The organism is Chryseosolibacter histidinae (genome assembly GCF_018598225.1).
In the GTDB taxonomy this organism is placed as follows: Bacteria; Bacteroidota; Bacteroidia; order Cytophagales; family Cyclobacteriaceae; genus Chryseosolibacter; species Chryseosolibacter histidini.
Genome location: NZ_JAHESF010000002.1, coordinates 285,537 through 311,343, shown reverse-complemented (window position 1 = coordinate 311,343; position 25,807 = coordinate 285,537). Strand labels below are relative to the sequence as shown.

Sequence of the window (25,807 nt, the reverse complement as noted above, 5' to 3'; positions counted from 1 at the left end):
ACTATTTATTCTCTACACGTTTCTCTGCTTCTTCTGCAATACCGATGCTCATCAGCACCAGGAGCATTCCATACACCGCATCTTCAATGGGCACGGTGCCGATCCTGATGCCGAGGTTATGGTTATCGTTGTACCATACCACAGGCTCATCAATGAACGACCCCGTCAGTATGCCATTCACAATAAAGAAGGGAATGAGGATGAAGATAAACGCGAAATAAAAACGGCCCATGTACCGCGGCCTGAGCTTGATCATTTGATAGGCGAGCAGCATGCCGGTGAGCAGGAAAGTTACGCCGGTGTACCACTTGTTCATATAGTAGCCGCCGGCAATGAGCAGCACCAGGATCAGCGCGCTTGAAATGAGCTCGTGGTGAGGGAACAGGTAATCGCGCTCCACGAGGTAGGTAAGCGCAAAATAGGTGAACACACATGCATAGGGGATACAAAAGAAGAACAACACCTCTTCGAGCGGAAGGTTGAAAATGTAAATACCGCTCAGGTATTTCGGATTAAAACCCCAAATGCCCATTTCGGTAAAGAGCGCGTCCCAGGCGATGAACACAACGGCCGTGGCAAAGATGGCCGGAAGCACATATTTCCATTTTTTCGAGAAGTTCGCCTTGGGATAGAAGCTGAATGCAAAGGGAACGATAAACGAAGCAATGTTCAGTGTCAGGTAGAGGTATTTTGATTGCAAATTTTATTGGGTTTGTGATCTTTCCTTCTTTAAAACAAAGTTCTTCGGTTCATACTTTTTGGGCGCGTAAAGAAACCCGAACGCCTCACAACCTTCTTTCGAATGCCTGCTATGATGAACGTAATGTGCATTGATCATACGGTGTAAATACTTGCTTCTTTTTGCGGGACGCCATCTGATCCGCTGATGAACAATAATATCATGGAAAATAAAGTAAAAAACGCCATAACAAAAAATGCCCATGCCCACGGCGAGCATGTATGGATTGTAAGTGACCTGTGAATAGTAATAAAAAATGCCGATGGAGGGGATGCTGAAGACCAGCGCAAAGAGATCGTTTCGTTCCAGCGTATGCGAATGTACTGTGTGGTGCGACCTGTGCCACGACCAAAGGAACCCATGCATCACATACTTGTGCGTGAACCACGCCACAAACTCCCAGAACAGAAATGTTCCGAGAACGATAAGCGGACAGAGAATGATTGGCAACCAGTTCATTGTATGTTATTAAGCTTGAGTTTCATATAAAAGTAGTTGACAGTTGACAACAGGGCAATTGACAATGTATGGAGTCAGCTAGCCGGCGTCTGTGTCAAATTCGAATTGAAACATAAACATGAGTCCTGCACTTAGTTTTTGTCAATTGTTCCGTTGTCTCCCGATAGCTATCGGGATGTCAATTGTTTAAAGCAGCCGCATACTGTTTGAGCGCCCTCTCCCTCGCCTCGGCATGTGCTACCATGGGCTTTGGATAATCGGGCGTGTCGAGCTCCGGTATCCACCCGCGAATATATTTCAATTCCGGATCAAACTTTTGTGCCTGCAGCGCGGGGTTAAAGACCCGGAAATAAGGTGCGGTATCACAACCAGAACCAGCCGCCCATTGCCAGCCTCCGTTGTTCGCGGCCAGGTCATAATCGAGCAGCTTGCTGGCAAAGTAGGCTTCACCCCACCGCCAGTCGATGAGCAGGTGCTTGGTGAGAAAACTGGCTACGATCATGCGCACGCGGTTATGCATAAAGCCTGTGGCATTCAGCTCACGCATGCCCGCATCCACAATCGGGTATCCCGTCTGCCCGCTGCACCAGGCTTCGAACTCATGAACATCGTTACGCCATCGCATACGGTCGTAAGCCGGCTTGAAAGCGCCGTGCTCCACGCGTGGAAAATGCCAGAGGATCATCTGGTAAAATTCACGCCAGATCAGCTCGTTCAGCCACGTTTCATTATTCGCGTAAGCGATCTGCACAAGCCTGCGAATGCTCACCGTGCCAAAGCGCAGGTGAACGCTCAGCCGCGAAGTACCCTGCACAGCCGGAAAATCCCTCGTGCGATGATAGTTCCGGATCACCGGTAATTTTATAGTGCGCTCAGCTATGCCGTTATCTGTCTCTTCGAAGCCGATGTCTTTCGCTGTCGGAAAGGGCAGGGGATCTCGTTTGCTCAGATGGTGCAGGTATTTCGTTACAGCATAACCCTTGAGATCACTTTTGTTGACCGATGCCTTCCATTTCCGGCTATAAGGCGTGAAAACAGTATAAGGCTCACCGTCACTCTTGACCACCTCACTCTTTTCGAAGATCACCTGGTCTTTGTACGTTCTGAGTACCGAGCCCTTATCCGATAAGGTCTTGGTGACGTTTTCATCGCGCTGCCGGGCGTAAGGCTCATAATCATGGTTGGTGTAAACTGCGTGGGGCCGTACGCTTTTGAAGAAATCAACAGGATCGGCATGTACTACCAGCAACGTGCTGCCGGCGTCTTCGAGCTGCTGTTTCAAAGTGCGAAGGGCAGAAAGAATAAATCCTATTCTCCGGTCTGTCTTATTTTCAAGCTTGTTCAGGATCACCGTGTCGAAAATAAAAACGGAAAGCACGTCTTCGTTTTCCCTGAGCGCATGGTAAAGGCCAGCGTTATCGTTCAGGCGCAGATCCCTGCGGAACCAGAAGAGGGTTGTCTTCCGGTCTACCCGATTCTTCGCAGACGTTATGGTGAAAAGTTTCATGACCAGTTGACAATTGACAATGGAACAATTGACCCGCCTACGTGTGAGCTTCGGCGGGCAAGCAAAACTTAATGCAAGACTTCACGTTTATGTTTCAATTCGAATTGGAAACAGTGCCCTGGAAGCCGGCTGTGTACGTCAATTGCCATGTTGTCAACTGTCAATTGTTTTGTTTGTCAACTGATCTATGATCAATCTGAACCAGTACGTATAGTGATCGGGATTGTGCCTGATATCTTTTTTCAGCCACTCCGTACTCACAAATTTCCAGTCTTCCACTTCGCTGCTATTGATATCCGGTGTTCCGTTGAACGTACCGACGAAGACGTGATCATATTCATGTTCGATCAGGTTCTGGTCGAGGTCGGTTCTGTAAATAAACTTGTAGGCGAACCGTGGCTGAAGGTCAATGCCCATTTCTTCTCTCAGCCTTCTTCGTGCAGCATCTTCTGTTTTTTCGCCGGGCAGGGGATGACTGCAGCAGGCGTTGGTCCATAGGCCACCGCTATGATACTTGCTGCTGGCCCGTTTCTGCAGGAGCATTTCTCCCTTTGAATTATAGATCATCACGGAAATGGCACGGTGCAGCTCACCTTTTCTGTGCGCTTCCATTTTTTCCATGGTGCCTATCGGGTTGTCGTTCTGATCGACGAGAATAACCATTTCCATCAGATCATGTTTAACTGATGCTTCACAAAAGAGTACGCCAATAAGGTGGCCTTATGCCGGTTCCGGATCCTGATGCGCTGCTGCATCACAAGGCTGGACGGTGCGTTCCTGATCTTGTTGAACAGCGCCCGGTAATACACATAAGCAACGTAGACCCCGAACTGCGACGACCGTGGAAGTTTTCTGATGCCTTTAAAAGCTTCGTCAAAATCCTCGGCGATGTTCTGCTCGATGATCTTCTTTTCCTTTTCATCAAATTGGCTCAGGTCAACGTCCGGAAAATAAGACCTGCCCAGGCTTATATGATCGGCTTTAAGGTCTCTCAGGAAGTTCACTTTCTGGAACGCTGCACCCAGGCGCATGGCATGTGGCTTCAGATCATCGTACAGTTGCCGGTCACCCTTGCTGAACACGCGCAGGCACATCAGGCCCACCACTTCGGCAGAACCGAGGATGTACTCGTTGAACGCTTCGGTATTGTATGCCCGTTGTGTCAGGTCCATTTCCATACTTTTTATAAACTGCGCAATGAGGCTGTGCTCTATGCCGAACCGGTTTACGGTTTCCTGAAAACTGTTCAATATAGGGTTCAGGCTGATCTTTTCTTCTATGCTTTTGTAAGTTTCTGCTTCAAATCTTTTCAGCAGGCTTTCTTTGTTAAATCCATGAAAGCTGTCGACAATCTCGTCGGCAAAACGGACAAATCCGTAGATGGCATAGACCGGGTCGCGCAGCTCTTCTGAGAGGCAGCGGATGCCCAGCGAGAACGAGGTGCTGTACGCCCGGGTGATGAGGCGGCTGCAGCGGATGGAAACGGAATCGAATAATGCTTTCATGGCGGTTTAATTACGAACACGATGTCTTCTGACCAGCTCCCTGGCCACCACCTGGCCCGAAATGAGCGATGGCGGAACTCCGGGCCCTGGCACCGTGAGCTGTCCTGTATAAAAAAGGTTTTTGATTTTCCTGCTGACGATAGCCGGTTTTAAATGCGCGGTCTGCCCGAGCGTGTTGGCAAGCCCATAGGCGTTTCCCCGGAATGCATGATAGTCTGTTATAAAATCCTGGTGCGCATAAGATCTTTTAAAAACAATATGTTTGCTGATGTTCTCACCTAGCAGGTGTTCGAGCCGTTGCATCACCATGTTGAAATACTTTTCACGCTGGGCTTCGTCGTCTTTCAATCCTGGTGCTACCGGGATGAGTATGAAAAGATTCTCGCATCCTTCTGGTGCCACGGTGGCGTCTGTCTTTGAAGGACAGCAAACATAGAACTGCGGCGCTGTAGGCCATTGTGGTGTCTCGTAAATTTCTCTGGCGTGTGCTGAAAAATCTTCATCGAAGAACAAGTTGTGATGTCTGAGGTTGTTGACCCGTTTGCTCACTCCGAGGTAAAACACGAGTGCCGAGGGTGCCATCACGCGGCGCTGCCAGTAGGCCTCCGGGTAGCTCCTGAATTTTTCGGGAACAAGGTTCTGCTCAACATGATGGTAGTCTGCGCTGGCCACGATGTAGTCCGCGTTGTACCGGCGATCATTGCTCCAGACACCGGTTGCCAGGGAGCCATTCATCTCCATACGCTGAACGGTGTTGTTCAGCTGAAAGTTGACGCCCTGCGCGTTGGCAAGCTGCACCATAGCTTCTACGATCTTGTACATACCGCCCATGGGGTACCACGTGCCCAGGGCCATGTCTGCATAGTTCATCAGGCTGTAGAGTGCCGGCGTTCTTTCAGGTGTGGCGCCCAGGAAAAGAACAGGAAACTCCAGCAACCTGATGAGGCGTGGCTCGCGAAAGAACTTGCGGATGTAAGTAGCCATCGACTGAAAAACGTGAAGCCTGAACATGCCTTTGAGCAACGCAGCATCCGCCAGCTCAAGCAGGGAAAGTCCCGGTTTATACACCAGCCTGTTGATGCCGGTCTCGTATTTGTATTTGCCTTCTTCCAGGAACCGGAGCAGGTACCGGCTGCTTCCCGCTTCAAGGCTATCGAACAATTTGCATAAACCCTCTATCCCGGAAGGAACATCGGCCAGATCATTTTTTCCAAACCACACCCTGTATGAGGGATCGAGACGAACCAGGTCATAATAGTCGCGGGTGCTTTTGCCAAAATGATTGAAGTACTTTTCAAACACATCGGGCATCCAGTACCAGCTTGGCCCCATATCGAACACAAAACCATGGACCTCGAATTTCCGGGCGCGCCCGCCAGCCGTCGCGTTCTTTTCGAGTACGGTAACGTCAAATCCTTCCCCGGCCAGCACCGTTGCAGCGGCGAGCCCTGAAAATCCTGATCCGATCACCGATACTTTTTTCATAGAGAAAACTGTTGAGAAAGCTGCTTAATATCCGGTCAACTTTTTTTGAATTTCTTGCCGTGCCTGGAAGATCCGATTTTTGACTGTGCCTATCGGCAGGTGAAGCTGTTCGGCGATCTCGTAATATTTATAACCGTTAATGTGCATTCTGAAAGGGATTAAAAGTACTTCGCGCAGGGCGTTCACATGTTGCCAGATGTCTTTGTATTCGCACCGCGAGTCCGGCAGATTGAGCGTATGGTTATCTTCAACGTTCAGAAAATACAGGTCTTTCGTACGGTCACGCGATACCCTTGCGCGCTGATGCTTGCGATAGTTGTTAATAAAAGTGTTCCGCATGATAGTGAACAGCCAGCCCTTCAGGTTGGTATCAGGCTTGAACTTGTCCTGGTGCATGAGCGCTTTCAGCAGCGTATCCTGAACCAGGTCAGATGATTCTTCGCGATCTGCCGTGAACCGCCGGGTGAAAACCTTCAGCGTTTGCCGGAGCCCGATGATCTGTTCGCTTACCGCAATAGAAGCCATATTGTTTATTGTTATTCATTAAAAATTAAACAATAATAGGTAAATAACGGATCAAGTGAACGTTTTGTTTAATTATTTTATAAAAATATTAAACAAACTAAAATCAGTGCGATGGATATTTTCCGGTACACTTACGGAAATGCCGAACTCAGCGGATCCGGAGATCAGATAAGTAGATCAAGCCCGGCAATGCTTGTGAGCACGTGAACATGCTGATGATGAGGCTTGTATTGCTGCACCTGAAAACCGGTGAGCACAATGGTGCTGTTGCTGAAGTCGGCCGCAAGACTGTTGATATAACGCTTCAGCGATTCTCCGGTCATGGCAGAAACGAAGGCCGTGACGAGCATATCAGGCTTATGCACTTTATAAATACTTTTCAGATCGCCATAGGGCACGGCCTGGCCCAAATAGAACGTACGCCAGCCGGCCTTGCGAATCCGGTAATGGGCGAACAGCAGGCCGATCTCGTGAAGCTCATGATCGGGCAGGAATAGCAACGCACGCCTGGCGGTGATGGGCGCAATGGGCAGTGCGTCGATGGCTACGATCATTTTTTGCCTGATCAGGTTAGAGATAAAATGCTCCTGGGCGGGGGTGATGTGCTGCGTTTGCCAGAGGATGCCGATTTTTTCAAGGAAAGGATAGATGATAGAAGTGACCGTCTGCTCGAATCCAAACCGGAGCACGAACCCTGAGAGTGTTCTTTCAAATTTCTCTTCATCAAGCTCCACCATGCCGGCCACAAGGTCGTTGATATGGACCTCGGCTTCGTTTTGCGTTCTGCTCAGCTCGGTGATCTTCTGCCTGATCTCTTCGTCAGACATACCGGCGATGCGGGAGATTTTCATACCACTGGCGTTCAGCATCGACACGTTTATGATCTTTTTCAGATCATTGTCAGAATAAGAGCGTATGTTGGTGCTGCTGCGCTGGGGCTCGATCAGGCGGTGACGCTTTTCCCAGATGCGGATGGTGTGCGCCTTTATCCCCGAAAGTTTTTCAAGATCTTTGATCGAGTAGTTTCCCATTGACGGCAATAATCAGAAGCTATAACAAGCGAACATCAGAAATGTTTTTTCCTTACGGGGAGATTGATACCTTTAAATTCATGACATACGATCGGCTAAAGTTAGGAAAAGATTGGTTCGATAAAATGGGGTGGAAACCTTTCGCCTTTCAGCTGCAAGCATGGGAAGCTTATCTCGATGGGCAAAGCGGGTTGGTAAATGCACCCACGGGCAGTGGCAAAACCTATTCTTTACTGGTGCCGATGGGGCTGGAGTTCGTCAGGGATCATGCACAGCTGAAGCTGGATTCCGATACGGGGTTACAAGCCATCTGGATCACACCCATCCGCGCCCTGGCCAAAGAGATCGAGCTCTCGGCAACACGGCTTGTAGAGGGAATGGGATTGCCATGGAAAGTGGGGGTTCGTTCGGGCGATACCAAGCTGAGCGAACGTATGAAGCAGAAGACCAAACCGCCTCAACTGCTGATCACCACACCTGAAAGCCTGCACCTGCTGCTGGCGCAGAAGAATTATCCCGACTTTTTCAAAGGATTGAAAGTGGTTGTTGCAGACGAATGGCATGAGCTGATGGGTTCCAAACGTGGTGTACAGGTGGAGCTCGCCCTCTCGCGACTGAAGGCTGTTGTGCCATCCCTGAAAGTGTGGGGCATCTCGGCCACCATCGGCAACATGGAGCAGGCCATGGAAGCGTTGCTGGGAAATTATTTTAAACCCGGTAAGTACACAGTAGTTCGTGCAGACCTCAGGAAAAGCGTGGAGGTGGAGTCAGTAATGCCCGATTCTGTAGAACGGATGCCCTGGTCGGGTCACCTGGGTATTCATCTGCTGGAGAAAGTGATCGGTATCGTTAAGAAAAGCAACACTACACTCATCTTCACCAACACCCGGTCTTTTGCAGAGATCTGGTATCAACGCATGCTGGAACAGGCGCCGGAGCTTTCGGGACTGATCGCCATGCACCACGGATCCATCAGCCAGGAGCTGCGCAGCTGGGTTGAAGACCAGCTTCACGAAGGACGGCTGAAAGCTGTTGTCTGTACCTCGAGTCTTGACCTGGGTGTTGACTTCAGGCCAGTGGAAACGGTGATCCAGGTGGGAAGCCCCAAAGGTGTGGCGCGTTTCCTGCAACGTGCCGGGCGAAGCGGCCATCAGCCTGGTGCCGTTAGCAAGATTCATTTTGTACCCACCCACTCACTTGAGCTGATCGAAGCGGCAGGGCTGCGTGAAGCCATTCGCAGAAATGTTGTGGAAGACCGCCTTCCCTACATCCGCTCGTTCGATGTGCTGATGCAGTACCTCATCACATTGGCCGTGTCTGATGGATTCAAACCCGACCAGATCCTGAAAGAGATCAGGGGCACGTTCAGCTTTAGCAGTGTGAGCGATGATGAATGGAGCTGGTTGCTGAATTTTATTACCACCGGTGGCGATTCGTTGCAGGCTTACGATGAATATCGCAAGGTTGTGATCCACAACGGACTTTATAAAGTGGAAAACCGTGTGATCGCGATGCGGCACAGGCTGTCGATCGGTACCATCGTAGGCGACAGCTCGTTGCACATCCGGTATGTTACGGGCAAATATCTCGGCACCATCGAAGAGTATTTTATTGCCCGCCTCAACCCCGGCGATGTGTTCTGGTTCGCAGGCAGGAACCTCGAGCTGGTGCGCATCAAAGATATGGAGGTGCAGGTACGCAAGACCAACCGTAAGTCGGGCGCTGTGCCGTCATGGCAGGGGGGAAGGATGCCCCTTTCATCGCAGATGAGCGAGATGATCAGGCTGAAGATCAACGAGGTGGTTGAGGGCCGCGGGCAGGATAGCGAGCTTCTGTTTCTCGAACCTTTGTTCAAGCTTCAGCAAAAGCGGTCTTTTCTCCCTGGTGCGGGCGACTTCCTCATCGAATATTTCAAATCCACCGAAGGATATCATGTGCTGATGTATCCCTTCGAGGGCAGGTTCGTGCACGAGGGCATGGCTGCATTGGTGGCCTATCGCATCGCGCAGATCCAGCCCATCAGCTTCTCCATCGCCATGAACGACTACGGTTTTGAGCTGTTGTCGGATCAGCCCATTCCCATAGAAGAAGCGGTGGAGACCAACATGCTGGGAACGGACAATCTGCTGAAAGACATTCAGGCCAGCATCAACTCCATCGAGATGGCGCGCAGAAAGTTCAGGGACATCGCTGCCATCTCGGGCCTTGTGTTCAAAGGATATCCCGGCAAACCTATTAAAGATCGGCACCTCCAATCCTCCTCACAACTTTTCTTCAACGTGTTCAACGACTACGAAGCACACAACCTGCTGCTGCGGCAGGCCTATGAAGAAGTGATGGATTTTCAGCTCGAAGAGATCCGCCTGCGCCGCGCCCTCGAGCGCATCTCGAAACAGAAGATCGTCATCACTACCCCCGACAAGCCGACGCCCTTCGCCTTCCCCATCATGGTCGACAGGCTTCGTGAAAAGCTGACGAGCGAGAAGCTGGAAGATCGGATCAGGAAGATGGTGCTGCAATACAGTCCTTGACAGTCCACGGTCGACGGTCCACAGACCACAGACTACCATCAGGTGCGTAGACCATCACGCAGATGAAGCATGTGCGAGCGAAGAGTCCCGGAATCTCTGCGTATACTTTGTTCAGAAAGGTGGTCTAAAGCGCTTGGTGATCTGCCGTGGACTGTCGACTGTGGACGGTGGACTCTTCGTTGGCACACTCTTTATACCTCCCATATCATCAAAACATCAAGTACGAACCGTACAAAACAATCAATCAAAAAATATGAAAGGAATTTACAGGGAGATCCTGCAACCCGGCCATGTGATCAAAGTGATCAAACGTGATGAAGAGAGCATCTCTTACGAAGATGGCGGGAGAATTGTGTGTACCAAACGAATCAAAAGCTTCGATCGGAAATTCAGAAAAGATGACGCAGCTACGTTGGCAGAGCTGGCAGCCGACTATGTCAGTCCATAGTCGATGGTCGATAGTCCATGGCCATGCTCCCCGAAAAATGGCATCCGCTCTTACAGCGAATGAAAGCATACCTTCATCATGGTGATGGCCTCTGAGCCTGATGGTCGGCTGTAGACCATGGACCATAGACTATGGATTCTTACTGTCCTCCGTAACATGGGAAGTCTTGCCTTCGCTTAGAATATCGACCTGAACAACAGGAACAACGTTCCAGCCATGATCATCACTACCGGTAGCGTGAGCAACCAGGCCATGAGGATATTCCTGACGGTTTCAGGTTGAAGATTTTTAATGCCTTTGTTGGCTACCATGCTTCCGGCGATACCTGACGATAAAACGTGCGTGGTGCTCACGGGCAGCCCGAGGTTGGTAGACAGGCCGATGGTGCTGGCGGCAACGAGCTCGGCAGAGGCGCCCTGGGCATAGCTCAGGTGTTCTTTACCGATCTTTTCACCTACTGTTTTTACAATACGTTTCCACCCGATCATGGTACCGAATCCGAGTGAAAGCGAGATCATCAGCACAACCCAGCGCGGTGAATAGTCAGTGATCTTCCGGATGGTCTTGGCTTGATCTTTCAGGGTTGCCTTCTCTACATCGCTCAGCCGCAGCTCGCCTTTTGAAAGCAGGTCTTTGATGTTCCGGTCCATCACCATAATGTCTTTGCGCACTACAAAACGTTCCTGTTTGGCAATGGCATCAACACTTCCGGTAGCGGATAATTTTGCAATGAGTCGCTGGCTGATCTCTCGGGTGTCGGCAAACTTCTTCTGGTCGGGATGTGACAGCGGTGCGGGGTCGGCCGTGCTTAAAACAAGCTCGATCTTCTTCAGCGGATCGGTGAGTGATGAGGGCGCAACGCGGTTATCGAGTGCAAAGTAGACCGGTACGATACCGATCAGGATCAGCATCACCAGTCCTACACCTTTTTGTCCATCGTTGGAGCCGTGGTAGAAGCTTACACTGGTACAGGTCAGGATCAAAATGGCCCTGATCCAGGTTGGCGGAGGTGAGTTCTTTTTCGGTTCCTTGAAAAGACTTTCTCCATATGATGTTTTTTTCGTGAATCTTCGCAACAGGAACATGAGCACAATGGTCATGGAGAACCCGAACAGCGGAGAGATGAGCAGCGACATGCCGATCTTTCTGGCCTGGCTCCAGTCTACCGCCGCTTCGCTCACGCCCGGCAGCAGGGAATACGCAAGTCCAACACCCAGGATCGAGCCGATCAGTGTATGCGAGCTGGAGCAGGGGATACCCAGGTACCAGGTGAGCAGGTTCCAGGCAATGGCGCTCAGCAGCAAGGCCATGACCATGGAGAGGCTGTGGGCTATGTTTTGATCGATGAGTGATTCAACAGGTAACAGGTTAACGATGCCCATGGCCACACCTACACCACCCAATAGCACACCGAGAAAATTCCAGACGCCAGACCAGATCACGGCATGCCAGGGCTTAAGCGAATTGGTATAAATAACCGTGGCCACGGCATTGGCTGTGTCATGGAAACCGTTAACAAATTCAAATCCGCAGGCTGCAATAAGACAAAGAATAAGAAGAACGGAGTAGGACAGGTCTAATTCGAACATACTGGAGTTTATTCTGCCGCAAATCTAACCTGAAATAGCCGCCCCATTGTTAAGGCAATGCTATCTTTTTTGCCGTAAGGTTAAATTCTGACCTGTACCGTGTTGAATGTCAGTCTCTTAGTTTGGAGCTCGGCGCATCTATTTTTTGATTGAACAACCAGGGCAGCAAATGGGGCTCCTGGTAGGCCTGGATCCAGCTGGTATGAGCAATATCGGGATATTCCGTATAGCCTGGTGCTGCCCCCACGTTTTGAAGGGCTTTGATCATGGCGCGCGATTGTTTTGGGGCCACGATGGTGTCTTTGGCACCGTGGAATGCCCAGACGGGAATGTGTTTGATCCTGGAGGCAGTTTGTTCGTCGCCGCCACCACACACCGGAACCGCAGCTGCGAATTTGTGGGGATACCTCGCTATGAGGTCCCAGGTGCCATATCCGCCCATGGAGAGGCCTGTGATGTAGATCCGGGAAGGGTCTATCGGAAACTCGCTGGTAACGCTGTCGATCAGCGTGATCAGGAGCTTCATGGGGGTTGTTGGCTCTTTGCTGATGGAGCCGTCACGGTTTTGCTGTGCCCACAGCTGGCCTTTGGGGCATTGGGGCGCCAGCACATAACACGGATATTTTCCCCGGTATTTGGGGTCGAGAAACAGATTGGCGATGTGTTTCAGCTGGGCTTCATTATCGGAGCCCCGTTCGCCTGAGCCGTGCAGGAAGATCACCAGCGGAAAAAGCTCTTTTGCCCCCGGGTTCACGGGTTTGAGCAAACGGTAAGGCAGTGAGTCCTTCCGGTCGGTGTATATTAGCTTATCGAACAATGTTGAATTTTGTGCCCTGAGTGAAGTTAAAAATAAAAAAAAGCAGAGCGGTGTTAACAGAAACTGACGCATGGATTAAACTGTTATCTTGACATTTTTTGATCATAAAAATTGCGTTCCCGCGCCGTATGGATATCGAGATCTTTGGTGAGCCGATGAGGTTGTTCCCGCAGAAAGCCGTGTTGCTGAAGAAAGAAAAGGCTTTGCTCATCGCCGATCTGCACCTGGGCAAGATCAATCATTTTCGCAAGTCGGGCATCGCTGTGCCTTCCAAAGCCAATGACCACAACCTGGAGCTTTTGATGGAAGTGGTGAGCCTGGCCCGGCCGCAAAGGATCATCTGTTTGGGCGACCTCTTTCACAGTCATTACAATACGGAATGGGAAGTGTTCGGCGAGGTGGTGAAGCACTATGCGGGCATCACGTTCGAGCTGGTGCTGGGCAACCACGATATCATGAGCGAGCACCAATATGAGCGCAAAGGCATTCATGTGTATGATGACCTGGTGCTGGGACCGTTCCTTTTTACACATCACCCTGTGGAGGAGGAGCTGCCGGACGGCCAGTACAACATCGCAGGCCACATTCATCCCGGCGTTCACCTCGTAGGCAAAGGAAGGCAGTCTGTCGTGCTGCCCTGCTTTTATTTCGGAGCACGTCAGGCCTATCTCCCGGCTTTTGGTAAGTTTACAGGATTGGCCCGCATTGCACCGAGGAAAGAAGATAAGGTCTTTGTAGTAGCCGATAACAAAGTAATGTCAGTTTCATGAAGAAAACACTCGCATCGCTCCTGATCCTAGCAGGCATCATTGTTCCGTCATGCGCACAGGATACCACCCGGCTTTCGCTGCTTTTTCTCGGAGACATCATGCAGCACGATTCCCAGATCTCCGACGCGTGGAACAAGACACTGAAAAAGTACGACTATAATCCCTGCTTTCAGTTCATTAAACCGTATACACAGGCGGCAGACCTCGCCATCGGCAACCTGGAGCTTACGCTGGCGGGCCCTCCTTATAAGGGATATCCGCAGTTCAGCGCGCCCGACGAGCTGCTCCTGGCGCTCAAGGCCATGGGCATGGATGTGCTGGTAACGGCCAATAACCACTGCGTTGATACCGGTAAGAAGGGATTGGAGCGGACCGTATTGATGCTGGACAGCCTGCATATTCCGCACACGGGCACTTTCGTGGATGAGGTTGCAAAACTGAATGAACATCCGTTGCTGGTGGAGAAGAACGGCTTCAGCCTGGCGATCTTGAACTACACGTATGGAACCAATGGCCTGCCCGTTACCAAACCCAACATTGTGAATACGATCGATACGGCCGCCATTCGCGCTGACCTGAAGAAGGCGAAAGCGCTCAAGCCAGACGTTATCATCGCGTTCATGCACTGGGGCTCAGAATACCAGAGCCTGCCTTCCAAGTGGCAGAAAGATGTGGCGGAGCATTGTTTCAAACACGGCGCGAAGCTGGTGATCGGTGCCCACCCGCATGTGCTTCAGCCCATGGAATGGAGAAAGGACAAGGATCAGCTGGTAGCATACTCACTCGGTAATTTTGTGTCAGGACAGCGCAAGCGTTACACCGATGGCGGCGCCCTGGTCACGCTGGAGCTGGAGAAGATCGCCTACGGAACTGACAGTGCCATCACACGCATCGACACGGCCAACTACATTCTGGAGTGGGTGTACCGTACCGCCGATGCTGAAAAGAACTACCATGTGCTTCCTGTGACCGCCTTCGAAAAAGATCCGAAAGGTTTTATCAAAGACTCTGAATCGAAAGCAGCTCTCAAAGTATTTGCTGACGACTCAAGAGCGCTCTACAAAAAGCACAATGTGAACATTGTAGAATCACAGTATCTTCCATCGGATACACTCACAATCTACAGGATTCTGCTTCCGACTGCCCCGACACCGGAAGGAACTTCATCATCAGCACAATCACACCATCTGCCATACGGCACAGAAACCGAAACCGACTCCGCCGGAAATGTACTGTTATATTCAGGGAACTTTAGCCGGAAACAAGATGCGGAACGATACAGGAATAAGGTGATTCAGTTGGGATACTCAGACGCACGGGTTGTGATGTTTGTGAACGGAGTAAAGGTCGAATAAGGTACGAGATACGAGGGACGAGGTACGGTTTGGCGTCTCCACTGATTGTCGGATAATCTACTCGGGTACGAAGTACAATTAATGAAGTACGAAGCTTGGTCTTCGATCGAAGTCTCGCCCGTACCTCGTATTTCGTACCTCGTACCTTACCAGTCGCTGCTGATCACCTGATCCACCGTCAATGTGAAGCTGTCTTTAAAGCTGAAGTGCAGGATGTCGAGATTTTTAAGACGGTTTTTTCTGAAGCCGTTACGAAGATCGTTGAGCACAAACTCATTCAGCGTGCCGGAGACGTCGTGCTGTTCTATGGTGGCTTTGCCCGAGCCGGTGGCCGACTGTTTCGCTTCGTACGTGAGGCCATAGAGGATCACGCGGTACTTTCCTTCTTTGAAGCTGATGCGTACTTTGCCGGCCCACTTTCCCGTTCTGATGATCATGGAAGTGTTCATGAACTTGCCGCCGTAACGTTTGTAATCGGGCCGGTACTGCACCAGGTCTGCAATGATGTCCGTTCCCTCATAGTGAATGTCTGTGATCCACACTTTGCGTTTCAGGTGCTCAAAAAGCCTGGCCGACTGTGTGGCTACGGGCTCTTCAAAATGATAGACCTGTGCCCACACTACTTCCTTGTTGTCGATGGCAAACGACTGGTACTTAACAATGCCCTGTTGCGCTGTGGCCTGCTGTACGATGAAGAGCAGGAGAAAAAGACGGGAAGATCGGAGTATACTTTTCATTCGGCTCACTATCGTCTTCTTCTGCCACCCGGTTTTTTCCTGGGGCCACCACCGCCGCCGGAATTGAACAGCAGCCCGATTGAAAATTCGAGACCTGTGAAATCGAGCTTGGCCTCAGGCTCATCAAGCGGATACGTTTCAATGGAAGACTGCCCGCCAACGTAGGAACCCTTCAGCGGAAACTTAGCCGAGCCTACGAAGTAATTGGTCTCCAACGACACACCCACCTGGCTGGTGAAATATAGGGTGAGCTCAGCGCCACCGTGGTAACCGAAGCCTGGGCTGTTATCGAAAGTGACATTGGCATTGGCAACGGTCCAGTCGGGATGAAGGCTTTTGATGATGGCGCGGTCAAGGTTTCCGTAGTTGATCTTGTTGCCGAAGCCGTAGAAGAAAAAACCACCGCCCTTGATATCAAATTGTACAACGCTGCCCCTGAGCTGAAACACGAGCTCGGCAGGAATGAGCAAGGTAAAATTAGGACCCACCAGCGGCTCTTTGCTGTTAATGGAAAGATCTTTGAGGTTCAGCCCCGACATCCTGTAAAGCGATGCGCCCGTTTCAAGCGCCACAAAACGGTTCAGGTCAACCCCCAGCCCACGGATAGAGAAAGGGCTGATCGGTGTGGAAAAATATCCATTCTTCGGCAGGAAGTAAGAGAAGGAAAGTCCAAACTCCTGCGCCTGCGCGACGGAACAGAGGGTGAAGAGCGTTGCTGTTATGAGGAAAGATCTGATCTGTTTCATGTAACCGGTGCCGTTCAAGTTAGAGGTTTCAAGTTAGAAGTTTAAAGTTACAAATTAGTTACCGGTTGCCAGTTGCCGGATAGCCAGTTAGGAAGGGGCACGGCCTTCACTTGAACGATTCCAATTTGCGCGCCAAAGATTATTAACACAGAAGTTAACCGGTAACTGGCAACCGGTAACCGGCAACCAAACTTCATCTGTTTTGAAACGCCAGCCTTGAAATCTCAGAGTCATTTCAAATTGTAATCAAGAAAAAGCTTCTGCTGGTACGCCTTGCTGATGTTGACGTCTTCTTCCGTTGCGCCCACGGTTTCCAGGAACTGGCGACCTGTGTTGTCGTAAAGGATGTATTTGCCGGGCGCGACAAAACCATAACCATTGTTGAAGAAGTACGCAGAGAAAGAGCGGGCCGCAGGAGAGAGCAGGTTTTTGCTGAACGTGAACGCATCACTAGGTTTATCGAGCTGGCCCAGCAGCGTGTTGGCAATGTCGGTCTGGTTTCCGTAGAGATGCACCACCGAATCTTTTTTGATCGCTCCCCCAGTCATCAGCAAGGGGATCCTGAACCGTTCTTTGGCCTGCAGCGCTTTGTTGCCCGGGTGACGGTGGCCGTGGTCTGCTACAAATATCACCACCGTATTCTTCCACCAGGGTTTCTGCTTCGCCTGGCTGATGAACTCACCTACACTTTTGTCGGTGTAGTGGCATGCGTTGAGGAACAATGATTCCTGGTCCTGTCCTTCGATGTAAGGTGTCATGGGAACATCGAAGGGCTCGTGGCTGCTCAGCGAAAGGATCACCTTGAAAAACGGTGATGAAGCGGTGTCGCATTCCTGCAGCGCCCTGTTAAAAACGATGTGGTCATGCACACCCCATTTGCTGTTGTTGTCGTCACCTGAAAAATCTTCGTCTGCCGTAATGTGGTCGAACCGGCAGGTGGTGAGGTACGATCTGAAATTGGCAAAGTCGATGTCGCCGCCATAGACGAACGAAGTCCTGTATCCCAGCTCCCGCATAAAATGATTGAGGTAGGGAAGCTTCTGTGCTTTCGATGTATACTTGATGATGCTGCCTTGTGGTTGCGCGGGATAGCCGCTGAGAACCGACACGATACCCTTATCGGTGCGGTCACCACTGGAGTAGATGCTGTCGAAGAGGATACCTTCGGCGCAGAGCTGGTTGAGATTGGGTGTAATGCCTTTTAAACCTCCCAGTGGTTCAATAACATCGGCGGTAAAGCTTTCCATGATAAACAGCACCACGTTGGGGCGCGCTTCCGTGAATACATGAACCGTTGAGTCGTCGTTCGGATACAGCGCAGCGAAGTATTCTTCCGTAAGCTTGTTGTCGTAAAAGTTTTTTGGATATCCCCGTTCCTTGCTTCGTTGCAGGCTGTAGATGAAATTCCAGACGGTGTTCAGGGCTGCATGGTTTGCGTATGGCTTGGTGTTGTGAAAGTAAACGAAGCCGGGGTTCATCGGTGCCACCGTAAAGCTGCCGCGGATGGGGATGAACATCAGGCCGGTGGCGATGACAAAAACGAGAAATGCTTTCTTCTCCGCGGGTGGCCTCAGCGTTGACAGCAGGCGCCCCAGCCATACCGAATAAACGAAGATGGCGAGGGTTGCCAGCGCGATCAGGATCAGGAACAGCTCGATCACTACAGACACTGCCACACTTCCCATGGCTTCCGTTTCGGCGCCCGCCATATAAAAAAGCGGTGTGGTATCGAGGCGAAAACCCCAGTGGCGGTACAGCTCAATGTCAACAACAACAATGATGGCGCTGATCACGATCATAAAAATGGAAATGCTGTTCAGCACCAGGAAAAGCCATCGCGATTGCGTGAACACGGAGATAGTAAGGATCAGGCTGGTGAGTGCCAGGAAGTAACCGCTCATGCTCAGGTCCATCTTCAGCCCGTGAAGAAACACCTGCACGATCTCGCCGGCCGAGAGCTGCGCTGACAGGTCATGGTTGTAAAGCATGAATACAGCCCTGATCACGATCATGAAGGTGATCCAGAAAATGGCGTAATAAGCCAGAAGTCTGAGGCGTTGACGCATTTGGCAGCTGTTTTTTGCCGCAAAGATAACAGGCCGTTGATTCCAATGAAATAATCAGTAAAATTGGTGAACGGTAAAACGGTAATCGGTAATCGGTTTGACTGGTAATCGGTGCCTCTGTATTAACCGAATACTGATTACCGAATACTGATTACCAATGAAACTCAATACATGACCTCTATTAAGCAACTTCTCGTATTACCACTACTGCTCCTGTTCATGATAAGCTGTGGCACCAAAAAAGAACCCGCAGACCTCGTGGTGCTGGGTGGAAAGATCTACACCGTAGATGCAGCCCGGCCGGTGGTGGAGGCCGTGGTGGTGAACGGAGACCGGATCAGTTTTGCCGGTACGGAACAGGAAGCCCGCGCTTTTATCGGTGAAAAAACAGACGTGATAGACCTGCAGGGAAAGATCATGACACCGGGTTTTATAGAAGGCCATGGGCACATCATGGGGGTTGGTTATAATGAGCTCAACCTCGACCTCATGTCAGTGAAGAGTTACGACGAGCTCGTGCAGAAAGTGAAAGAGGCGGTGAGCAAGGCACAGCCAGGGCAATGGATCCTGGGCCGCGGCTGGCACCAGGACAAGTGGGATAAAAAACCTGAAAAGCTGGTGAAGGGATTCCAGACCCATCAGCTGCTGAGTGAGATATCGCCCAACAACCCGGTGTTTCTCCGGCATGCGAGTGGCCATGCGGCGCTGGCCAACGCCAAGGCCATGGAGATCGCAGGTGTAAACCCGTTATCAACTGAAAGGCTGCAGCGCAATCTCACGCAGGAGGGAGGCGAGGTGATCGTAGACGAGCTCGGAAACCCCACTGGCATTTTTAACGAACGCGCCATGGGTCTCGTATCACGTCACATTCCCGAGAGCACAGCCGAAACCGATGCACAGGCGCTCGAGCTTGCCATCAAAGCATGTCAACGCAACGGCATCACCGGTTTTCACGATGCCGGTGCGAGTCGCGAGAATATTGGATTGTTCCATCAGTTTAAAAATGAAGGGAAGCTGGGCGTGCGGTTATACGTCATGATCACCGGCTTCGACCGTGACCTGGTTTATGAGTGGATGAAGAAGGGACCCGAGATCGACTCATTGGGGTTATTGACTGTGCGTTCCATCAAGCTGAACTGCGACGGCGCGCTGGGATCACGGGGTGCATGGCTGCTCGAGCCTTACGCAGACCGGAAAGATTTTTATGGCATGGCAACCCTTCCAATGGATACGGTGCTGAAAACCGCGCGTGAAGCGTTGAAGTCGGGTTTCCAGGTATGCTCGCATGCCATTGGCGACAGGGCCAACCGCGAGATCCTCGACCGTTATGAAACCGCTTTCCGCGAAAATCCCGATGCCGCCAAAGATCACCGCTTCAGGATGGAGCACGCACAGCATATTCACCCTGATGATCTTCCCCGGTTTGCAAAACTGGGCGTGATCCCCGCCATGCAGGCTATTCACATGTCTTCAGACAGGCCCTGGGCTATCGACAGGCTGGGCGAGAAACGGATCAAGGAAGGAGCTTATATGTGGCAGACATTATTGAAGTCGGGTGCCAGGATCGTGAACGGCACCGATGCGCCGGTGGAGCCCGTTACACCCATACCCTGCTTCTATGCTTCCGTTACCCGTAAAACACTGAAGGGAGAGCCCGAAGGCGGATACGAGCCGGAAGAGAAAATGACGCGCGAGCAGGCGCTGAGATCCTATACGCTGGATGCGGCGTATGGCGCGTTCCAGGAAAAGATCACGGGAAGCATCGAGGTGGGTAAACTTGCCGACTTCACCATCTTCACACAAGACCTGATGAGCATCCCCGAAAAAGATATCCTGAGCACCGAAGTTGCCGCGACCATCATGGGCGGCAAGGTGGTCTATAAAAAATAAAAGGGAAGAGCTTTTGCTCTTCCCCCTGATATGGTGATCACCGGAAAATCCTCGATTACTTCACGAGGAACTTCTCGGCTTTTTTCTTGATCATGTCGCGGTCTGCTGTGATGGAGGGATCGCTGTACACGTGTTGTGAGATCTCTGCCACTACTGACTTTTTGTATCCAAGCTTCTCGGCGATCTGCTCGCAGAATACCACTTCGCTTCTGAACACCTGGCCATCCATTTTCATGAGCTGGATCAGGTAGTACAGGTGCGTGAACTTTTCGTCTTCGGTAAGGGAAGAAACATTGCTGATCGGCTTGGGGTTCTTCAGCATCTGGTTGATCTCTTCAGTAGAAATACCGTTAGCTTTGCCAATGGAATGGATCAGTTTGGATTCCTTTTCAGCCACGTTTTTATCACTGGCCGCCAGGTTTATCAGAACGTTGAGTTCAGCTTTTTTGTCAAAAATCATATAGCCGTATTAGTTTGAGGATGCAAATCTTTAAAAATATATCTTGAAAATTAGTGAAAAATACGGTGTTTTAGTACATCGAAAAAAAAAATGTGGGGATGCAACCGTTATATTTAGGCCCTGTCTTTAGGGCAAAACAGAGTATCATATGAAGAAGTTTGTCTTTGTAGTATTGGCTTGTTCCGTTGTCATGGCCTATGGTCAGCAGACAGAAACCCGCAAAGTTGAGCCGTTTACCGGGGTAAAGACACAAGAGGGTGTTGATGTCTATCTAAAAAAGGGAGATAAGGAGAGCGTCAGGGTAGAGGTTACGGGCACGAGTCCCGATAACGTGATCACAGAAGTTTCAGGATCTTACCTCAAGGTGCACATGAAAGAGGGAGTTGGAAGATTTACCCGTGTCGATGCCAAAGTATATGTGACCTATGTTAATGTGAACAAACTTTCCGCGAGCTCGGCCGGAAGCATTTTTTCGGAAGGCACGCTCAAGGCGAATAATATGGAGATCAGTGCTTCGAGCGCTGGATCGATCGAGGTGAACGTGGAGGCCCATTCGATCGAATCGAGTGCCTCCAGCGCAGGCGATGTGGAGCTGAAAGGAAAAACCCAGTCTCTCAGCGTGGATGCCAGCAGCGCAGGTGAGATCGATGCTTATGATCTCGAGGCCGAGAACGTAGAAGCGGAGGCCAGCAGCGGCGCCTCGGTTAAGATCAGCGTAAGCAAAGCACTGTCAGCACGGGCCAGCAGCGGTGGCGATATCCGCTACCGGGGCAATCCGGATAAACAGGTGACCAATTCCAGCAGTGGCGGTTCCGTGAGGAAATCGAATTAGATTTGAGATATGAGATTTGAGACAATCCCGCGCCAACGTGGCTCAGATCCCGGTTAAAAGGATGACATCGTTTCTACAGAAATGTCATCCTTTTTTATTTGTGACGTCTCACGTCTAGAATCTCATATCTTATGTGTCATAAGAAGGCTAAAAAATAACCCATTGCAAACGTATTCTTAATAAAAAATTAAAATTCAGGTATAAATTTTACCCTGCCAGCAAAAAATCCCATATTTTTGGCGCTCTACTAAACAACAACAACCAAAATTATGGCGCAACTACGATTCGAAGCTCTGAAGAAACTGAGCGATCGCCCTCGTGTTCATGTTGACCTGCCGTCGCCTTTCGTCTCCAAGATCTTTGGAGAAAACGTTTATGGTATCGAGCAGATGCGTGCTACACTGGCCCCGGCAGTTTTCAAAAAAGTAAGCCAGGCAATCAAGAACCACGAAAAGATCGATGAGGCTACAGCCGACGCTGTTGCTTCTGCGGCCAAATCGTGGGCCATGGCAAAAGGTGCTACCCACTTTACACACTGGTTCCAGCCGATGACCGGCGGAACGGCTGAAAAGCACGATTCATTCTTCGATGCACTCGCAGGCATTGAACGTTTCAAAGGCAGCGAGCTGGTGCAGCAGGAACCTGATGCTTCTTCGTTCCCCAGTGGTGGTATTCGCAGCACTTTCGAAGCTCGTGGTTACACAGCATGGGATCCTACATCGCCCATGTTCCTCTATGGAAAAACACTTTCAATTCCTACCATATTTGTATCGTACACAGGAGAGACCCTCGATACAAAAGCGCCTTTGCTGAAAGCGCTGAAAGCAGTAGACATCGCCGCCACACAGGTATGTCAGCTCTTCGATAAAGACATCCAGCACGTAGTTGCCTCACTGGGGCCTGAACAGGAATATTTTGTTGTTGATAAAGCATTGTTCCAGGCACGTCCTGACCTGGTTATGGCAGGCCGCAGCGTATTTGGTCACTCACCTGCGCGCGGTCAGCAATTGGAAGATCACTACTTCGGATCGATCCCCGGCCGTGTGTATGATTTCATGAAGGAGTTCGAGATCGAATGCTGGAAGCTCGGCATCCCGGTACGCACCCGTCACAACGAAGTAGCTCCGAGCCAGTTTGAAGTGGCTCCGCTCTTCGAGGAAGTGAACGTTGCCAACGACCACAACCAGCTGATGATGGATGTGATGGGCCGCGTGGCTGAGAAGCACAACCTGAAAGCACTCTTCCATGAGAAACCTTTCGCAGGATTGAATGGAACCGGTAAGCACAATAACTGGTCGCTGATCACTGACACTGGTGTGAACCTTTACGCACCTACCAGCAGCGCCCGTGATAACCTCCTCTTCCTTACGTTCTTCATCACTACCATCAAGGCGGTGCATGAGTATGCAGACCTGCTGCGCGCGAGCATCGCTACCCAGGCCAACGACTTCCGCCTCGGTGCCAACGAAGCTCCTCCGGCCATCATGTCGGTGTTCATCGGCTCGCAGATGACTGCAGTGCTTGACGAGCTCGAGAAAAAAGGAAATGTGAAGATCGAAAAAGGCGACAACATGTACATGAAGCTCGGTATCGACCAGATCCCCGAGATCATTCTGGACGCCACCGATCGTAACCGTACTTCTCCTTTCGCCTTTACCGGAAATAAATTCGAGTTCAGGGCAGTAGGTGGCAGCGACAACTGCGCCACACCGATGACTGCACTGAATGCGATCGTAGCAGAACAGCTTACACACTTCTACAATGCCGTAAACAAGGAGATCGAAAAAGGCGAAGAAAAACGCCTGGCCATTGTGAACGTGCTGCGTCAATACATTAAAGAATCGAAGGCCATCCGCTTCGAAGGCGATGGATATTCAGAAGAGTGGGTACAGGAAGCTGCCAAGCGTGGGCTGAACAACATCAAGACCACACCGAATGCGCTGAATGCTTACACCACGAAGAAGTCGCTTGATCTTTTCGAAAAGCATGGCATCATGTCGCACAAAGAGACTGAAGCACGCACCGAGATCAGGCTGGAAGCTTACATCAAGCGTGTGCAGATCGAAGCGCGCGTGATGGGCGACCTTGCCATGAACCACATCGTGCCTACGGCCATTGCGTACCAGAACAAGCTGATCACCAACGCCAACGGTCTGAACGGACTGGGCATCGACAACAAAGCGGTGATCCAGACCATCAAGGAGATCTCAGGATACATCGAGATCATCAAAGTGGGGGTACGTGAGATGATCGAAGAACGCAAGCGCATCAACAAGATCACCGACACTCATAAGCGTGCCGTTGCTTACTGCGACGATATCAAGGAGAAGTATTTCGATGCTATCCGCGATGCCGTAGACAAGCTCGAGCTGCTGGTGGACGACGAAGACTGGCCGCTGGTAAAATACCGCGAGCTGCTCTTCCTGCGCTAATTATTGTTTGAACCTAAGTTTTTTTTCTTTAACCTAAACCTGTGACTTAAGCGGTACCTTCCCGGTATCGCTTTTGTTTTTTTAATAGATATGAGACGTGAGATATGAGATTCGAAACTGAGAGCAAAGGTTGGTTCTGGGTCTCCTATCTCAGGTCTCATGTCTCAAATCTAAAGGGAACTAGGAAAGCTCGCTAAATTCCTCTTATTTCAGCGTTCCAAATCTAAATCGTATGCAAAAATGGATTTTTTGCCTCGTGGTTGCCGGGGCGCTGGCCGGCGAAAGGGGATATGCGCAGAAAAAAGGTAATGCCGATCTCAATGAGATGATTACCCGGCCGGAGATCGAAGCGCACCTGTCGTTTCTGGCGGCCGATGAAATGAAAGGAAGAAACGCCGGTTCACCCGAGCTCGACATCGCGGCCAACTATATCCGCACCATGTTCAAGATCCAGGGACTGAGGCCTGCACCAGGAACGAACAATTATTTTCAGCCTGTAGAACAGATCAAGAATTATCCTCCCACAAAAGCTACCGCTCAGGTGGGCAATCAAAGTTTTGCTTTCAAAGACAACCTCCTGGTGTTGGATGGCGATAGCATACAATGGACCGGTGAGATGATCTATGTGGGCTATGGTTCTGTTGAAGACCTTAAGAAGTACGACATCAAAGGCAAAATGGTACTTGCCCTCGCAGGTTCAAAGGACTCCGATAACCTGAACAAGGTCTTTTCAGCGAGCAGCGAAAAAAACAAGTATATGAAACAGGCAGGGGTGCTGGGACTGGTGGAGATCCTCGTGCTGCCGCAGGCACCGTGGCCGGCATTGGTGAATTTTCTTTCACAACCCGTGTGGAGCATCAAGAAAGAAGGGCCGAGCATACCGCACGTGTTGCTGAAACCCGCCGACATCGCTTCGCTGAAATTCCAGGAAGCAGAAAAAGTAAACGGTTCGCTGACCATCGAAGGCAAAAAGAAGATCTTTGTACCCGGTAAAAATGTGGCGGCGATCATTGATGGTACAGATCCCAAGCTGAAGGAAGAATACATTGTTATTACCGCACACTATGACCATGTGGGCGTGCAGCGGTCGAAAGACGGCCAGGACTCCATCTTTAACGGCGCGCGTGACAATGCCATCGGCACTGTGGCGCTGCTGGAGACTGCCAAATACCTGAGCAAAAATCCGCCGAAACATTCCGTGATCCTTGTGGCCCTGACCAGTGAGGAAAAAGGACTGCTGGGCAGCCAGTGGTACACCGAGCATCCGCTGGTGCCGTTGAACAAACACATTCTGAGCATCAACTGCGATGGTGTAGGATACAACGATAAAACGATCATCACCAGCATCAGCTTTGGCAGAACGAGCACCGATGAAACCGTGACCAAAGCAGCGAAGGCATTCGGGCTTGGTGTTGGGGGAGATCCGGATCCGAAGGAAAATTTCTTCGAGCGCTCAGACCAGGTTTCGTTTGCCCGCAAAGGTATCCCCGCCATCAAACTGCAACCCGGCCTTGCGCGTATGGATGACGAGATCAGAAAATATTATCACCGCCAGGCCGATGAGGTTGCCTCCCTGGATCTTGAATACCTGACGCGGTTTTATAAAACATTTGTCTACGCTGTTCAACTGCTTGCCAACGAAAGCAAACGTCCATCCTGGAATGCGGGAGATAAGTTCGAGGAAGCGTCGAAGAAGCTTTATTCGGGATCCTGAGCCCCGTTCGTTTCCCGCAGTCCCGATAGCTATCGGGATCGCGGATTAGCGCAGATAAAACGAGACAAAAAAAATCTGCGTTTATCTGCGTGATCTGCGGGACAATTTATGCCCTTTCTGATTTTGTAACACGCTCCTGGTGAGTGTAATTCCTATCACTTCAATGTGA

Annotated in this window: 22 protein-coding genes; 8 read left to right on the top strand and 14 right to left on the bottom strand. The window is 50.7% G+C overall.

The annotated features are described in order from the left end of the window. Nucleotide 1: 1 nt before the first annotated feature. From KK083_RS02915 to KK083_RS02880, 8 genes are all read right to left on the bottom strand, one after another. Nucleotides 2–700, bottom strand: a complete 699-nt coding sequence (locus tag KK083_RS02915) for a lycopene cyclase domain-containing protein (RefSeq protein WP_254160513.1) — start codon at nucleotides 698–700, stop codon at nucleotides 2–4. A gap of 3 nt (nucleotides 701–703) precedes the next feature. Beyond that, on the bottom strand, nucleotides 704–1,198 hold the full coding sequence (locus tag KK083_RS02910) for a sterol desaturase family protein (RefSeq protein WP_254160511.1): 495 nt from the start codon (nucleotides 1,196–1,198) through the stop codon (nucleotides 704–706). Between the two features lie 178 nt (nucleotides 1,199–1,376). Then, nucleotides 1,377–2,705, bottom strand: coding sequence for a cryptochrome/photolyase family protein (locus tag KK083_RS02905; protein ID WP_254160501.1), 1,329 nt, complete (start codon nucleotides 2,703–2,705; stop codon nucleotides 1,377–1,379). A 153-nt stretch (nucleotides 2,706–2,858) separates the two neighbouring features. Further along, a complete protein-coding gene (gene idi, locus KK083_RS02900) occupies nucleotides 2,859–3,374 on the bottom strand; it encodes an isopentenyl-diphosphate Delta-isomerase (RefSeq protein ID WP_254160499.1) in 516 nt (171 codons plus the stop codon). Next, a complete protein-coding gene (locus KK083_RS02895; protein WP_254160497.1) occupies nucleotides 3,374–4,210 on the bottom strand; it encodes a phytoene/squalene synthase family protein in 837 nt (278 codons plus the stop codon). Before KK083_RS02895 ends, idi begins: the two co-directional genes overlap by 1 nt. A 6-nt stretch (nucleotides 4,211–4,216) precedes the next feature. After that, entirely contained in the window at nucleotides 4,217–5,695 is a 1,479-nt protein-coding gene (gene crtID / locus KK083_RS02890; protein WP_254160495.1) for a bifunctional phytoene desaturase/3,4-desaturase, read from the bottom strand. Between the two features lie 24 nt (nucleotides 5,696–5,719). Next, on the bottom strand, nucleotides 5,720–6,220 hold the full coding sequence (locus KK083_RS02885) for a sigma-70 family RNA polymerase sigma factor (protein WP_254160493.1): 501 nt from the start codon (nucleotides 6,218–6,220) through the stop codon (nucleotides 5,720–5,722). 164 nt (nucleotides 6,221–6,384) lie between these two features. Next, on the bottom strand, nucleotides 6,385–7,251 hold the full coding sequence (locus tag KK083_RS02880; RefSeq protein ID WP_254160491.1) for a MerR family transcriptional regulator: 867 nt from the start codon (nucleotides 7,249–7,251) through the stop codon (nucleotides 6,385–6,387). Nucleotides 7,252–7,331: 80 nt separating this feature from the next. Here KK083_RS02880 and KK083_RS02875 point away from each other — a divergent pair, with 80 nt between their 5' ends. Continuing rightward, entirely contained in the window at nucleotides 7,332–9,782 is a 2,451-nt protein-coding gene (locus tag KK083_RS02875; protein ID WP_254160489.1) for a ligase-associated DNA damage response DEXH box helicase, read from the top strand. A 253-nt stretch (nucleotides 9,783–10,035) separates the two neighbouring features. Then, nucleotides 10,036–10,230: a hypothetical protein gene (locus KK083_RS02870; protein WP_254160487.1), complete on the top strand. Its 195-nt coding sequence runs from the start codon at nucleotides 10,036–10,038 to the stop codon at nucleotides 10,228–10,230. Between the two features lie 176 nt (nucleotides 10,231–10,406). On the opposite strand, the gene KK083_RS02865 is transcribed toward KK083_RS02870, so the two are convergent. Further along, nucleotides 10,407–11,819, bottom strand: coding sequence for an inorganic phosphate transporter (locus tag KK083_RS02865; RefSeq protein ID WP_254160485.1), 1,413 nt, complete (start codon nucleotides 11,817–11,819; stop codon nucleotides 10,407–10,409). Nucleotides 11,820–11,928: 109 nt separating this feature from the next. After that, nucleotides 11,929–12,708, bottom strand: coding sequence for a carboxylesterase family protein (locus KK083_RS02860; protein WP_254160483.1), 780 nt, complete (start codon nucleotides 12,706–12,708; stop codon nucleotides 11,929–11,931). Between the two features lie 26 nt (nucleotides 12,709–12,734). Between KK083_RS02860 and pdeM the strand changes: the two genes are divergently transcribed. Beyond that, nucleotides 12,735–13,406: a ligase-associated DNA damage response endonuclease PdeM gene (gene pdeM / locus KK083_RS02855; RefSeq protein ID WP_254160481.1), complete on the top strand. Its 672-nt coding sequence runs from the start codon at nucleotides 12,735–12,737 to the stop codon at nucleotides 13,404–13,406. Next, nucleotides 13,403–14,761, top strand: a complete 1,359-nt coding sequence (locus tag KK083_RS02850) for a CapA family protein (RefSeq protein ID WP_254160479.1) — start codon at nucleotides 13,403–13,405, stop codon at nucleotides 14,759–14,761. Before pdeM ends, KK083_RS02850 begins: the two co-directional genes overlap by 4 nt. A 146-nt stretch (nucleotides 14,762–14,907) precedes the next feature. Here the strand turns inward: KK083_RS02850 and KK083_RS02845 are convergent, their stop codons facing one another. The 3 genes from KK083_RS02845 to KK083_RS02835 form a co-directional block, all read right to left on the bottom strand. Next, a complete protein-coding gene (locus KK083_RS02845; RefSeq protein ID WP_254160478.1) occupies nucleotides 14,908–15,498 on the bottom strand; it encodes a hypothetical protein in 591 nt (196 codons plus the stop codon). Between the two features lie 8 nt (nucleotides 15,499–15,506). Continuing rightward, nucleotides 15,507–16,244, bottom strand: a complete 738-nt coding sequence (locus tag KK083_RS02840; protein ID WP_254160477.1) for a hypothetical protein — start codon at nucleotides 16,242–16,244, stop codon at nucleotides 15,507–15,509. Between the two features lie 230 nt (nucleotides 16,245–16,474). Further along, nucleotides 16,475–18,310 carry an LTA synthase family protein gene (locus tag KK083_RS02835; protein WP_254160476.1) on the bottom strand — a complete coding sequence of 612 codons (1,836 nt, stop codon included), beginning with the start codon at nucleotides 18,308–18,310 and terminating at the stop codon, nucleotides 16,475–16,477. Nucleotides 18,311–18,481: 171 nt separating this feature from the next. Here KK083_RS02835 and KK083_RS02830 point away from each other — a divergent pair, with 171 nt between their 5' ends. Further along, on the top strand, nucleotides 18,482–20,200 hold the full coding sequence (locus KK083_RS02830; RefSeq protein ID WP_254160475.1) for an amidohydrolase: 1,719 nt from the start codon (nucleotides 18,482–18,484) through the stop codon (nucleotides 20,198–20,200). A 55-nt stretch (nucleotides 20,201–20,255) separates the two neighbouring features. Here the strand turns inward: KK083_RS02830 and KK083_RS02825 are convergent, their stop codons facing one another. Further along, a complete protein-coding gene (locus KK083_RS02825; protein ID WP_254160474.1) occupies nucleotides 20,256–20,660 on the bottom strand; it encodes a tellurite resistance TerB family protein in 405 nt (134 codons plus the stop codon). Between the two features lie 148 nt (nucleotides 20,661–20,808). On the opposite strand from KK083_RS02825, the gene KK083_RS02820 reads away from it, so the two are divergent. The 3 genes from KK083_RS02820 (at nucleotide 20,809) to KK083_RS02810 (ending at nucleotide 25,638) form a co-directional block, all read left to right on the top strand. Further along, nucleotides 20,809–21,492, top strand: coding sequence for a head GIN domain-containing protein (locus KK083_RS02820; RefSeq protein ID WP_254160473.1), 684 nt, complete (start codon nucleotides 20,809–20,811; stop codon nucleotides 21,490–21,492). 269 nt (nucleotides 21,493–21,761) lie between these two features. Next, the gene (locus tag KK083_RS02815) at nucleotides 21,762–23,924 is read left to right on the top strand and encodes a glutamine synthetase III family protein (protein WP_254160472.1); all 2,163 of its coding nucleotides are present in this window, start codon (nucleotides 21,762–21,764) and stop codon (nucleotides 23,922–23,924) included. A 232-nt stretch (nucleotides 23,925–24,156) separates the two neighbouring features. Further along, on the top strand, nucleotides 24,157–25,638 hold the full coding sequence (locus tag KK083_RS02810) for a M28 family peptidase (protein ID WP_254160471.1): 1,482 nt from the start codon (nucleotides 24,157–24,159) through the stop codon (nucleotides 25,636–25,638). Nucleotides 25,639–25,807 lie beyond the last annotated feature (169 nt).